Source organism: Acidithiobacillus sp. YTS05, assembly GCF_024396695.1.
Taxonomy (GTDB): Bacteria; Pseudomonadota; Gammaproteobacteria; order Acidithiobacillales; family Acidithiobacillaceae; genus Igneacidithiobacillus; species Igneacidithiobacillus copahuensis.
The window spans coordinates 1964968-1977887 of the sequence record NZ_CP094359.1 but is presented as its reverse complement, the minus strand read 5'-3'; the positions used below and the strand labels follow the sequence as shown (position 1 = coordinate 1977887).

The window sequence follows — 12920 nt, the reverse complement described above, 5'->3', positions numbered from 1 at the left end:
GGGGTCAAAAGGAGAGAGGCGTGGCGCGCAGTAAATCGAGTGGACGCTGGCTCAAGGAACATTTTCAGGACGCATACGTGCAACGGGCGGCGAAGGAGGGCTATCGCTCCCGGGCTAGCTACAAGTTGCTGGAAATACAAGAAAAAGACCGCATCTTGCGACGGGGTATGCGGGTTCTCGATCTGGGAGCGGCGCCCGGCGGCTGGACGCAGGTCGCGGCGCCAATCATCGGCCCGCAAGGGCGTATTGTTGCGGTAGATCGGCTGGCCATGGATCCCATTGCCGATGCCCTGGTGATCGAGGGCGACATCTACGATGAGGACGTGATTGCGCAATGCCGCGAAGCCTTTCCCGAGGGGGTGGATCTGGTCATGAGCGATATGGCGCCCAATATGTCTGGAATCGCCAGTAGTGATCAGGCCCGCGCCATAGGCTTGTGCGAGTTGGCCCTCGATCTGGCCCGGGAGTGGCTGGTACCCGGCGGCACTCTGTTGATGAAGGTTTTCATGGGTGCTGGGGCCGAGGAATTACGGCGGGAACTGCGCGCCAATTTTGCGAAAATCGTCGTGCGCAAACCCGACGCCTCCCGCGCCCGTTCGGCAGAGCAATACTGGCTCGCGCTGGACTTCCGCGGTCCGACAAAATAAACTGCAGTCCTCATGCGCGGTTAGCTCAGCTGGATAGAGCGTTGGCCTCCGAAGCCAAAGGCCAGAGGTTCGAATCCTCTACCGCGCGCCAATAAAATCAATAAGTTGTAAAGATTGCAACGCCTCCTCCTCCAGTTTGTTGATTTTCCGCTCCACTGGCGCGACACTGAGCCGAAAAAAGCACCGTCGTGGAGGTGTCGCATGGCAACCATTTCCCCTCGCTATGATGACCAGAACGTACGCATCGGCTGGCAGGTAAGGATACGCAAGAAAAAGGCTACCCGCAGCAGGTCAGGACCTTTCGCACCAAGAGCGAGGCGCAAGCCTGGGCGAAGCAAGTCGAGGCAGAAATGGAGCGTGGCGTCTGGCAGGATCGTACAGAAGCCGAGCGCACTACTATCGCTGAACTACTAGACCGATATGAGCGGGAAGTCTTGACAGAGAAAAAACACTGTTATCCTGAGCTTTCTCGTGCCAAATCGCTCAGAGAACATTTTGGCAAGACGAGTGTCGCCAGGCTGACCCCAAGTGCTATCGCAATATACAGGGACCAGCGATTGAAGGAGACAGGGCGCGGCGGAAAATCAGTATCCGGCCAGACGGTGAAACATGAGCTTGGGTTGCTGAGCCGCGTATTGAAAAAGGCCGAGCGCGAATGGGGGTTGGCGTTTCCCATGGGCTTACCCACTGCCAAAGTCCAGCTGCCAAAGGTTGGAAGAGGCCGCGACCGCCGCTCGCAAGGCGACGAAGAAGAACGCCTGTTTCGGGAATGCGCAAGAGCACGGAATCCCTGTCTCCTGCCCGTCGTGCGCTTTGCCATCGAAACTGAACCACCCCGGGTTTTGAGGAGGCTTCGATTCGAGAGAGAATGAAGCCATGAACAGAGCCAAGAAGTATTCCCCCGAAGTGCGTGAACGTGCGGTACGTCTGGTGCAGGAGCATCGTAGCGAATATCCGTCCCTGTGGGCGGCAGTCGAGTCGATTGCGCCCAAGATTGGCTGTTCTGCCGCCACCCTGCACGAGTGGGTCAAGCGTGTAGAGATAGATACAGGTCGGCGGCCGGGTGTGACCACTGCCGAAGCCCAGCGTATCAAAGAACTGGAGCGGGAGGCCAAGGAGCTGCGGCGAGCCAATGAGATTCTGCGAACCGCCAGCGCTTTTTTCGCGCAAGCGGAGCTCGACCGCAAGCTCAAGTCGTAACGGCTTACATCGACCAGTACCGAGAAGCCTACGGGGTCGAGCCGATCTGCGAGGTATTGCAGGTCGCCCCGTCGGCCTATCGACGCCGCACAGCCCGACGTCGCAACCCGGAGCTGCGCAGTCGCCGGGAACAGCGCGATACGCTGCTACTGCCAGAGATCACGCGCGTCTGGAATGCCAACCAGCAGGTCTATGGTGTCGTCAAGGTCTGGAAGCAACTCCAGCGCGAAGTATTCAGGTGGCTCGCTGCACGGTCGAGCGGCTGATGCGCCGTCTGGGCCTGCAGGGCGTGGTCCGCGGGAAACCCGTGCGGACCACTGTGAGCAATCCGCTGACCCCGTATCCATTGGATCGGGTCAAGCGTCAGTTCACTGCCGAGAGGCCCAACCAGCTCTGGGTGTCTGATTTCACCTACGTCTCCACCTGGCAGGGATGGGTCTATGTCGCCTTTATCATCGACGTGTTCGCCCGCTCCATCGTCGGCTGGCGGGTCAGTCGCAGCATGACTACCGACTTCGTCCTCGATGCTCTGGAGCAGGCTTTGTGCGCGCGTCAGCTCGAGCGCGATCAGACCCTGATTCACCACTCAGATAAAGGATCTCAGTATGTCAGCATCCGGTATACGGAAAGGCTTCAGGAGGCAGGTATCGACCCTTCGGTCGGCAGTACTGGCGACAGCTACGACAACGCCTTGGCCGAGACCATCAACGGGTTGTACAAGGCCGAACCCATCCACCGACGCGGTCCCTGGAAATCCGCCGATGCTGTGGAGTGGGCCACTCTGGAGTGGGTGTCCTGGTTCAACCAGCAGCGGCTGATGGCACCCTTGGGTTATGTACCCCCAGCAGAAGCTGAGGCAAACTACTACCGGCAACTTGGGCAATCAACCTCCGTTGCCGCCTAACTTCAACACAACAGCCTCCGCCAATGCCGGGGTGGTTCAGTCACGTTACAGAGCCTCCATAGAAATCGGGAGGATTCAGGCTGCAACAAAAGCTGAAACGCGCGGCGTATCCGATGTGCTGCATTTGCATGCTACTCCTCCTGCCTCAAGGAGTGCCAAAGGTTTCTGAATTTATGCACCGGAACTGGGCTTTTCGAGGTGCCTACTCCAGTAGGTCTGGGGACGACCAGCAGGATTTCATTTGGTGCGTCTATCGACTGCACCAGTTTTCAGGAAGGAAGTCCAGCCTAGTGCAAGGCACTATGCGGGTGCATATCATTGCACCATGAATATGCATTAGAGCTTCGGAAACAGCGGGTTAGATCATCGTCACTGAGAGGTGCCAGAACATCCTAACCTACTGTTATTATGAGGACTTATTCAATGTCGCGCGCGTATTCTCGTTCTCCATCAAAAAGTTGGCATAAACATTGCTGATGTTGTAACAGGTATGATTTTGGCTTTCTTTGCGTCATTACGGGTGGCTCTGGCTCCTTTGTGTTTCTGATCGCATCCCCTGCTTTGTGAGGGTCGACTATGTCTTTCGATTATCTGATTCATCTCGCCAATTATTCTGACGGTGTTCTGTACCTCTTGATACTCCTGCTGCTGATGGTGCTGACGGTGATATTTGATCGCGGTTGGTATTTGCGGAGTGCCGCCCGAAAAGGCCGGGAGATTCTCTGGAGGGTATCAGAACACGGCAAGATGAATCGAAACGATCTCCAAGAACTACTGGAGAGTTCACGCAGGCTGCCGGAAGAGGGTTTGCTCAGTGCAGCGCTTCGCCATTATGGGCTGGTACACCACTATGGCAGCGCTCGTGGAGAGGGATTTTCCAACCGGCTCGATGAAGCCATTTTTCTCGTTACCCCGAATTTGGTGCCTATGGCTCGGGAGCACGCTCCCTAGTCAAGAAGAACCTGCGGATCCCGGCCATAGTTAAGCGCTTGCACCTGCACGGGACCGTGACAGTGGCATTTCAGGTGGCACCTTCTCTGGTGGATCCGCGTTTGACGTCCACGTGGTCGGAGGAACGGATAACCCGCTCATCCGCAGAGCCGCCTTGCGCGCGATTCGCAATACCACTTTCCCGGCCTACACGACACACATGCCGCATAAGCCTTTGCGTTTTACGGTTCCCGTAGAGATTAGTAGCTAGAGTTCATTCTTGGTTTAACGCAATCGAAGAAAGAGAGGACGCAAAACATGAGATCTGGATTCCCCGTACTGAGCAGCCGTTCCTGCCGTATCGCAGTCTGCACAGCGATCGTCGTGATGGGGGGGTATGCCCTACCGGTCCTGGCAGGGACACCCAGCAGTAGCGACAAGAAGGTGGTAGAACTCAAGAAGATCGAGAAAAAATATCAAAAGCTCAAGATCGGGGAAAAGAACATCGCCTCGGCCATGTCCATTATTGGGAAGAAAGAAATCGACCACGCGAGCTCTGCTGCATCAATCTACAGCATTCTAAAACTCACCCCTTCGGTGAACGAATACCAACAGAATATCGGGCCAGGAACACCAACCCTTACGGTTCGCGGGGTTAGAATGAGTCAGTTAGCCCAAACATTAGATGGTATTCCAATGATTAGCCTTTTACACGGAGGTCAAGGCGCGTATATCAACAATCAGGATAATAATGTAGGATCTTTAGTAAGCATGGGTCAGATTGAAGGGATTCACGTCTATCCGGGTGTAGCTCCCCCTGACAGAGGTGGGTTCGCTACGGTTGGAGGTACCGTATCGTACAAAACAAAACAGCCAACAAAAAAATTCTACGTAGACTTATTTTCAAAAATCGGTTCATTTTCTACAGACACCTATGGATTTCAGGTAAATACCGGATCGATACCTGATACGGGAGGGCTAAAAATACTTGCCAGACTTAGCAGAACAACTACAGATGGATATATTCAACATACCCCCGCAAAGTATACAGATTTTTTATTCAGCGCGATAAAACCATACGACTATGGCTTATCAAAGGTTTTTGCCACGATTATTTACAACCGCGGATCAGGCTACATGCTAACAGAGACAACTCCGATTCCGCAGCTTGATAAATACGGTATTTTCTATAATTATCCGTTAACGGAGGCTAGCAACCATCAAAACAATAGATTTCTTACTGCGATTCTCGGAGACCAAACCTATTTAAATAGATATATAGTACTTTCTGGGAAGGTGTTTTATATACATAAGGATAATAGATTTGAAGGATATACAGATCCCCAATACATCAATGAAACGTATCCGTATCAGGTTAACTTCAACTCGCCGTACTTTGCGTACGGACCCATTGGTCAGGAATATGGGAATAATAATAATTTTACTTATAACCCTGTCCAGAGCTTTGGTAGCTACCATGCTGGAGAGGCAGCCGAGCTGCAAGTCAATCACACCAGAACTATAGGTTTTGTGCCAAAGATCAACATATTCCTTCCACTCAATACGATAACTATTGGTGGGTTAATTGCAAACGAATCGACAGGTAATAATAATGCTACCTACGCTTATGGAACTCTCAATATGCCTGAGGAAGCAGGATATAATGCCTTGACTTACGGCAACATAGCAAGACGGACTGTATTCAGCGGATTTATTCAGGATAAACTATCTCTATTTAACAATTCCCTACATATAGAGCCTGGAGTAACAATAACAGGAGTAAATACAACAAACTACGTACCATACAATATTTACGGAACCCCACCACACCCTTACACTCTGAGCAATTATAGTAAAGATATTCTCCCTTATTTTGGTCTTTCATACGATGTCACAAAACATATAATCGCCTACGCTAGTTATGGTAAGGGAGCCCGTTTTGCCCCTGTGCAGGATTATGTTTTAGGTTCCTCCGGAAGCACAACAGTGGCGCCCGGTCCGGAAACAGTTAATGCCTATGAAGCAGGTGCGAGATATGTGAGTAAAAGGCTTTATCTTAACGTTGATGGGTTTTTGCAAAATATGCACGGAATGTTTTCATTCTACACTGACTATTTAACAAATTTTTCTTTGTATTCAAATATTGGTGAAGAACAAATGAAAGGTATTGAGATCTCCGGAAAGTATATTTTAACTCATAGGTGGTCTCTATTTGCGTCTGGTTCCTACACTGATGCAAAATATATGAACTCGTTTTCAGCCAGTGATACTCCGTTTGAGGGGCAATATGGCTACGTATTTGCCGGAGATCCACTTGCAGCCGTCCCTAATTGGTTGGCGAATCTTGGCGTCAACTTTAAAACACATAGACTTTTCTTGCAAATATATGGATCTTACACAGGGTCACAACCAACAACATATGATCTACCGCCTACCGAGCCAGAACTGGTATTGCAAGACGCCACAGTGCCTACTGAATCGGTAAAGGTTTCTCCATATTTCTTAGTAAATCTAAATGCGAGCTATAAGTTGCCTATTGAAGTACCACATGTACGGTATATCAAGGCAACGCTTTCGATAGATAACCTGTTTGATAACCATTATTACGTCCATACAGCGCAGGTGTACAAGCAATACAGATTTACCGCTGTTGGAAATCAGTATAACTCCGCCTACCCTGGCATGCCTCGTTTTATTGAAGTCGGTATATCTGGTAGATTTTACTGAATCTAACCACGCTAAAGAACCGATAATGAACCTGCTTAAGTGATGGTGGACGTTAATGGACAAGGAGAATCGCCGTGCTCAGTATGTATTTCGCACGTCCTTACGCGATCAGCCTTGCGCTGGCGATTAGATGATGGGCGCGGACGGTACACTCCTCGTCTTATGTATTGGAATCGGTCCGTGTGGACTGGTACCCTTCGGCTGATCCCCGGCGCGAGGCAAGATAGACTCTTGTCGCTCTAAGGACTTGTCTTGCCCTGGAAATTAATCCCTTGCCTTACCTTTGCCAGTATGTTCGGACGGGATCCTAGGCCAGCCTTGTGGTGTGAGCCTGCACAACTAAGAATGAAGCGGCATAGTCCGCTGATCGTCACGTTGTTTTTGGAAGGAGTTTGGTATGAAACAACCCAACCTTTTTGTCGGCATCGATGTGGCCAAGGCCAGGATTGACTTAGCTCTTCTGAGTTTGGAAGGAAAGTATCGCAGTAAGGTCTTTCCCAATGATCCTGTTGGTCCTCAGAAATTCCGCGATTGGTTACGCCAGTACGGCGCTCTCGAAGCCCACTTGTGCACGGAAGCCACCGGCGCCTACGGCCGTAATTTGGCGCGTTTCTTGGTACAGCAGCGGATCCTGATCAGCGTGGTCAACCCTGCACAGATCCATGCCTTCAGCAAAACCGAGCTAGCCCGGGTCAAGACGGACAAGGCCGATTCTCGGCTCATTGCCCCTTATTGCAGGATGCATCGTCACGCAGCCTGGGTACCGCCAGCCGACGAGATCGTCGACCTTCAAGCCTTTGTACAGCGCATGGATGATCTTCTGACACTACAGAGAATGGAGAGGAACCGCCAGGAATCCGCTGAAGGTCTGGCGCGGCAATCCGTCAAGGACCAACTGGATTTCCTGGAAACGAAAATCCAGATAATCCGTGCCCAAATTGAGAGCCACATCGATAACCATCCAGATCTCAAAAAGCAGCAAAATCTGCTCTCCAGCATTCCTGGCATTGGAGAGAAAACCGCCGCTACTTTGCCGGCCTATCTCAGTCCATTGGATCGCTTCCATTCGGTTAAGCAGGTGGTGGCCTATGCTGGGCTCAATCCCTTGATCCGCCAGTCGGGCCATTGGGCTGGGAAGCGGCCATGCGCAAGCTCCTACACCAGGCCTTCGGCGTGCTCAAATTCGGAAAACGCTTCGACCCTGAATTCAAGGTTGCATAATTTTGGCCTAGACGGTATCTCCAGGCGCAGCGAGAGATTCTATTAATACATATTTTGTTAAAGGAATAGCGTTACACTAGATGGCGATCTAATCTTATGTATTTACAGGGAATAGCATGATAATCATAATAAAACTATGGCCTCTTAACCGCGAGTTTCATTGGCAAGGTATTGGGGCCGTGGTTAATGCGCTCTGCGCTGTTGATAATGAATTTGCTATATGGCTTTACTTTTTTAGACTAATGCCTAGTATTATCAAAATCAGAACTTTTAATAAAGGAGATGAAAAAAGTGGTTGTTAAATTTAATAATAGTGAAAACGTAAACACGAAAGCCATAGGGTTCTGGCAAACTACATACCAATCCATCTCTGTGATCGCACCAGCGGGCGCTATGGCAGCCACCATGACTGGAACTGCTACATATGCACTGGGCGCCTTACCTCTTACGTTTTTCTTGGCGGCCGTTGCAATGGCATTTACGGTTAACACTACAGTACAGTTTTCACGTCATATCGCGAGTGCTGGTGGATTTTATAACTACGTAAGCCAAGGCTGGGGACCGAAGGCCGGGATACTTACTGGGTGGCTTTTTATGCTATCATATATCATGATTATAACTAATGCTTCGCTTTTTGTTGCAGGTATATTTTTGCCTGGGTTGCTAACCTACTTTCATAGTCACTTGCCTAGCGGTAGCTGGATTGCTCTCTTGGGTTTGATCTATGCGTTCGTCTTATATTTTTCATACCGTGGTATCGGGCCATCTTTGAAATATTCTCTTTGGACCGGGACAGCAGAAATCATCATATTAATAGTGATCTCGTTGTGGATTATATGTTCGCCACATTCTCACAATACGATGTCAGTATTTCTTAATCCGCATTTAGCATTGCACGGCTGGTCTGGAGTTGGCATCGGGCTGATACTTGCTATGTTTTCAATGTCTGGTTATAGCGCGGCAGCGACGTTTGGAGAGGAAGTGCATCAACCGCATAAGATCATCCGCCTCGCTGTCACTTCGTCGTTTTTATTCTCTGCGGGACTTTTCGTGCTGATGTCTTATGCGTTGACGGTAGGTTGGGGGCCACTTAACATGACGTCATTTAGCAAATCAAGTATACCTGGTGTCATATTAGTTAGATCAGACATCGGCTTGTGGATGTCTTTTATTTTGATTTTATTTATTTTGAACAGTTTGTTAACTGGTATCCTAGCGCCTTTAAATTCACTTGTTCGCATGATGTTTGCTTTTGCTCGTGACGGAATTTTATTGCCGACTTCATTAAAAAATATTCACCAAAGATACCGCTCGCCTTACCTTGCCATCATTTGGGCAACCGTTCTGAGTTTTGTCATTAGTGTCACTGCTGGTCTTATTCTTGGACCATATAATGGGTTTCTAGTTTTATTGACAATTTCCTCTATTGCTTCTTTTCTGGCTCATATTATTGCAAACATAGCTCTCACATTATACTTCAAACGTTACCATACTATGAATTTTGTTACGCACGTACTAGCCCCTATAATTAGCAGCATGCTTATCATTCTTGGGCTGTTTTTTACAATCTATCCATTTCCTTGGCCGGTTGTTCTTGGTCCAATTATTGTCGCCATATGGATAGCGATTGGAGTTCTAGGAATTTCCCGAGTTGATCAAAAAACTATTGATCAGGCAGGAAAGATAAACGCGTCTTAAACTTGAACCCGTGGCGTAGATACTGCTGGAGAATTGAATGGTTTGGGGAGGCTGCATGGAGAGAAGCTTTGGAGCGTTTCTAGCATCACGTTCGTCCAAAAACCCGCCCCTGAGTAACTGCTCTCTGGGGGCGTTCTTCAGTGATGGTTGTGGATGCGATACAAATCGAAGCGCAGGGGGTTGGCGGCGAATTGTTCTTTCCACAATCTGGTGGTGAGTTGGTCAACGTCCTTGGCGGGGTGGGTGGCCATCCGCTGTAGGACGTCCGCGAGGTAGTCGTAGGGTACCGCTCACTGAGGGGCGTTCTTTCGTGGAGAATCCACACGGCCATAACGGGCATAAGCGGCGCGGGTACGCCACGCCCAGAACTGGTCGCCCAGAGAAAAATGCCACCACTCCCCAGGATGTTGCACAAAACCTCGTTGACAGAGAGCGCGCTGCAAAATCTTGCGATGGTGATGAAACTGCGCTTCCGCAGAAGTCATTTGCGCATTCGCAAAATAGTCCGGGCTTGCCCGATCGCTGAAGTCATCTACCGGTCCGCCCATGGGGACGGGCGCACCCTGCTCGTCCAACAAGGTGCAATCCAGAGCTGCGCCAGTGCTGTGGGGCGGCGGATGACTGGGATCCGGATTGGCGATTCCCCAAAAGCGATACACGCGCGCTGCCAAATCGGCATACAGTTCTGGATGCCGACTACGCAATTCCATCGGGTCGTTGCATGCGCCTGCCAGCTCGCGGGTGCCCACATCAAGTGTGCTCGCCTCGTCGATGAATTGCCGCCAAACCATGAAGGCTTGCACCGCAAGAGGCCGCCAGGCATCAAAGATGGCGATGCTCCAGCCTGGGTTCCGCTCCTCTAGGACGGACTGCGCCTCTTTCAGTGCGGCCACTACGCCGCTTCGCAAAAACCACGGGGAACTGTCTGCATAAGGGGCGCCTGCAGCGACGTAGGGGTGTGGCAGAAGGCGTGGAAACCTGACCGGGATCTCGATCAGCGCTTCCCCGCATTCAGTGATCGGAATCCGGCTATATTCTTTGTGAAACTCCTCGCTGCTCAGTCCGGCCAGCGCCTCAGTCATGGAAACGCTCCGGACGATACGGCCGGGGATCAATAAAGGGGTGCGGGTCATTCTCCAGCATCTGCGCCACCAGTCGGCCGGTACTCGGCCCCATGGTCAGGCCCTGGTGGCAGTGCCCAAAGGCAAGGAAGATGCCTGGTTGCTCCCGCAGCGGACCGATGATAGGTAGCATGTCCCCCGTACACGGACGATGTCCCAGCCAGGGCTCGGGGTCCAGGGGACGCCCCAGACCCGGGTAGAGCTTACGCGCCGCCGCCTCCGCCAGGCTTAGCTGGCGCAACGATGGTGGGTCATCCCGCCCGGCAAATTCGGCCCCGGTGGTCAGGCGCAGACCGTGGCGCATCGGTGCGAGTACATAACCCGCCTCGCTATCCAATACCGGTAGCGGCAGTCCCGGCTCTGCGTTTTGGGTATAATGCTGATGATAGCCCCGTTTAACGAACACCGGAGCCTGATACCCCAAGCGCTTAGCCCAATCTACCGTCCAGGCGCCCATGCTGAATACCAGCCAGGGAGCTTCTCCTGATTGTTTCTCGCCGCGGATACGCCAGCCGTGCGCGGTCTTTTCCAGTTCTTTGATGCCCTCCAAGACAAATTCGCCGCCCTGCTGTTGAAAGGTCCGCAAATAGGCCTGCGACAACGCGACCGGTTCGATCAGTGCCAAGGGTTGTGTCCAGTGAATGGCGCCAGCGAGACCAGCGCGCAGCATGGGAAGGTGCTGTTTCAGCGCATTTTCGTCCCACAAGGCATATTCCACGTCAAAGTGCAGCTTTTTATAGGCGGCCGCCGCCGACTCCGCCGCCAAATGTTCTGGCGTCTGAAAGGTTTGTATCCAACCCCCCGGCCGATATAATTCGCTGGCATCGGTCAAGGCTGCCAGCGCCAGGTGGTCCTCCAGACAATGGCGAATGAGGGCACCGTAGTCCTTGGCACTGCGTTGCAGACGATCAGGACGAGATGCGCGCCAATAGCGCAGAAAGGCGGCTGCCAGTGGCGGCAGGGCGCGAAACCGGTACTGTGCACGACTGCTGCGATTGCCGGCGTAACGCCAAAGTTCATGAAGATCCCGCGGAAAGGGCTGGGGGAACACCGCCTCGCGTTGAATGAGTCCGGCATTGCCATAAGAGGTCCCCTCCCCCGCTGGCTGGCGATCCCAGAGTTGCACCTGCCAACCACGCAACTGCAACTGTAGCGCTATCGAGAGACCCACAATCCCCGCACCCACCACCAGTACCGATTTTGCCATGGCCCTATTTACAACAAATCATGAACCGGGAACAACCTGCTGAAAACAGGCCGCTAAAAAACTGAATGACAACGACCACTCGGTGCCTTTTTCTCGAAAAACTTGGCTTGAGGACAGTTCTGGACGGCTTTTTTCTGGTCAATCGACTCGATTTCCCGAACTCTGGACGCAGTACTCCCATCACGCCACCCCCAGTCGTGCCATACGCACCAAATTGTAAGCGGTGGACACCAGGGTGAAGTGCATCCCCACCCGCTCCAATCTACGGAATCGCGTTTTGCGCATCCCGCCCACGGTCTTCATCCACCCAAAGATCGACTCGATCCGCTTGCGTACACGAGTGCTGATGCTGTACCCGACATGACGGGTCGTGCGACCATCTACCCCGGATCCCTTGCACTTACGGGCCACGTGCGGGGTGACATTCCGATCACGACGGTCCCGGAAGAAGCCATGACGATCGTAGCCCTTATCGGCACCAAGGGTGATCCGTTGGCTTCCACCCAGATCATCCATGAGTTGTAACGCAGCATCTACCTCTGCCGTCCCATCCGCCGTGGTGACCTGGTCTCCCACGATCAAGCCCTGTCGGTTATCCATGAGTACATACCCCAGATACGCTAGCCGCGAGGCATCCCCGGGTGCCTTTTTGTAGAGGCGACAATCGGTGTCCGTTACCGAGGCATGGGTGTCATTGCTGCGCTTCTGCCCACGGAAATCCGAGCCGCCGCCCTGCCGATCCTCGGGATCGTTGGGCTGGAAGGATTTTTGTGAGGCCCAAGCTTCCAGCAAGGTGCCATCCACAGAAAAGTGCTCCTCGGACAGAAACCCCTGATGCCTTGCCTGCACCAGGATCGTCTGAAAAAAACGTTGTACCGTTCCGTTGTCCAGTAAGCGATCCCGGTTCTTGGTGAACACCGTGGGCACCCAAATCGAATCATCCATACCCAAACCCACAAACCAGCGGAATAGGAGATTGTACTCCAGCTGTTCGATGAGCTGCCGCTCGGAGCACACGCTATAAAACACCTGCAACAGAAAAGCGCGAAGCAGGTGCTCTGGGGGAATCGAGGGACGGCCCAAGTCTGAATAGATCTGGTTGGAATGTCCGTCGAGCTCTGCCAGGGATCGATCTATGATCATCTGGATAGCACGCAGAGGATGGTCCTTCGGCACTCGCTCCTCGGGGACAGATAGCTGAACATCGAGCCCGCCTTTACGTTGCTTCCGCGCATGACCGAATCCCTTCGTACCCACATAGGCAT

At 52.1% G+C, this 12920-nt stretch carries 8 protein-coding genes, 1 tRNA gene, 2 pseudogenes and 1 other annotated feature; of the genes and pseudogenes, 8 read left to right on the top strand and 3 right to left on the bottom strand.

Features of this window, described 5'->3' with window-relative positions; translation table 11 throughout:
• Nucleotides 1–20: 20 nt before the first annotated feature.
• The 8 genes and pseudogenes from MQE22_RS09735 to MQE22_RS09700 all read left to right on the top strand — a co-directional run bounded on the left by MQE22_RS09735 (nucleotide 21) and on the right by MQE22_RS09700 (nucleotide 9327).
• Nucleotides 21–647 carry an RlmE family RNA methyltransferase gene (locus MQE22_RS09735; RefSeq protein WP_215871332.1) on the top strand — a complete coding sequence of 209 codons (627 nt, stop codon included), beginning with the start codon at nucleotides 21–23 and terminating at the stop codon, nucleotides 645–647.
• Nucleotides 648–661: 14 nt separating this feature from the next.
• Nucleotides 662–738, top strand: a tRNA-Arg gene (locus MQE22_RS09730).
• A gap of 259 nt (nucleotides 739–997) precedes the next feature.
• Complete coding sequence (locus MQE22_RS09725; protein ID WP_215871333.1) at nucleotides 998–1519, top strand: site-specific integrase; 522 nt, start codon at nucleotides 998–1000, stop codon at nucleotides 1517–1519.
• A 4-nt stretch (nucleotides 1520–1523) separates the two neighbouring features.
• Nucleotides 1524–2751, top strand: a pseudogene (locus tag MQE22_RS09720) (IS3 family transposase).
• Nucleotides 1802–1918 (top strand) — a sequence feature (AL1L pseudoknot). Its footprint overlaps the pseudogene before it by 117 nt.
• A gap of 576 nt (nucleotides 2752–3327) precedes the next feature.
• The gene (locus MQE22_RS09715) at nucleotides 3328–3702 is read left to right on the top strand and encodes a hypothetical protein (protein ID WP_319643718.1); all 375 of its coding nucleotides are present in this window, start codon (nucleotides 3328–3330) and stop codon (nucleotides 3700–3702) included.
• 297 nt (nucleotides 3703–3999) lie between these two features.
• Nucleotides 4000–6408: a TonB-dependent receptor gene (locus tag MQE22_RS09710; protein ID WP_255789687.1), complete on the top strand. Its 2409-nt coding sequence runs from the start codon at nucleotides 4000–4002 to the stop codon at nucleotides 6406–6408.
• A 397-nt stretch (nucleotides 6409–6805) separates the two neighbouring features.
• Nucleotides 6806–7675, top strand: a complete 870-nt coding sequence (locus MQE22_RS09705; RefSeq protein WP_215872384.1) for an IS110 family RNA-guided transposase — start codon at nucleotides 6806–6808, stop codon at nucleotides 7673–7675.
• A 236-nt stretch (nucleotides 7676–7911) separates the two neighbouring features.
• Nucleotides 7912–9327 carry an APC family permease gene (locus MQE22_RS09700; RefSeq protein WP_215872383.1) on the top strand — a complete coding sequence of 472 codons (1416 nt, stop codon included), beginning with the start codon at nucleotides 7912–7914 and terminating at the stop codon, nucleotides 9325–9327.
• Nucleotides 9328–9617: 290 nt separating this feature from the next.
• On the opposite strand, the gene MQE22_RS09690 is transcribed toward MQE22_RS09700, so the two are convergent.
• From MQE22_RS09690 to MQE22_RS09680, 3 genes and pseudogenes are all read right to left on the bottom strand, one after another.
• Entirely contained in the window at nucleotides 9618–10409 is a 792-nt protein-coding gene (locus tag MQE22_RS09690; RefSeq protein WP_215872382.1) for a M15 family metallopeptidase, read from the bottom strand.
• Nucleotides 10402–11655, bottom strand: coding sequence for an NAD(P)/FAD-dependent oxidoreductase (locus tag MQE22_RS09685; protein ID WP_215872381.1), 1254 nt, complete (start codon nucleotides 11653–11655; stop codon nucleotides 10402–10404). Before MQE22_RS09685 ends, MQE22_RS09690 begins: the two co-directional genes overlap by 8 nt.
• 180 nt (nucleotides 11656–11835) lie before the next feature.
• Nucleotides 11836–12890, bottom strand: a pseudogene (locus tag MQE22_RS09680) (IS5 family transposase).
• Between the last annotated feature and the right edge of the window lie 30 nt (nucleotides 12891–12920).

Coding starts and splice junctions, on each gene's coding strand:
- MQE22_RS09725 (WP_215871333.1), top strand. CDS start 998: ATGGAGCGTGGCGTCTGGCAGGATCGTACAGAAGCCGAGCGCACTACT.
- MQE22_RS09715 (WP_319643718.1), top strand. CDS start 3,328: ATGTCTTTCGATTATCTGATTCATCTCGCCAATTATTCTGACGGTGTT.
- MQE22_RS09710 (WP_255789687.1), top strand. CDS start 4,000: ATGAGATCTGGATTCCCCGTACTGAGCAGCCGTTCCTGCCGTATCGCA.
- MQE22_RS09705 (WP_215872384.1), top strand. CDS start 6,806: ATGAAACAACCCAACCTTTTTGTCGGCATCGATGTGGCCAAGGCCAGG.
- MQE22_RS09700 (WP_215872383.1), top strand. CDS start 7,912: ATGAAAAAAGTGGTTGTTAAATTTAATAATAGTGAAAACGTAAACACG.
- MQE22_RS09690 (WP_215872382.1), bottom strand. CDS start 10,409: ATGACTGAGGCGCTGGCCGGACTGAGCAGCGAGGAGTTTCACAAAGAA.
- MQE22_RS09685 (WP_215872381.1), bottom strand. CDS start 11,655: ATGGCAAAATCGGTACTGGTGGTGGGTGCGGGGATTGTGGGTCTCTCG.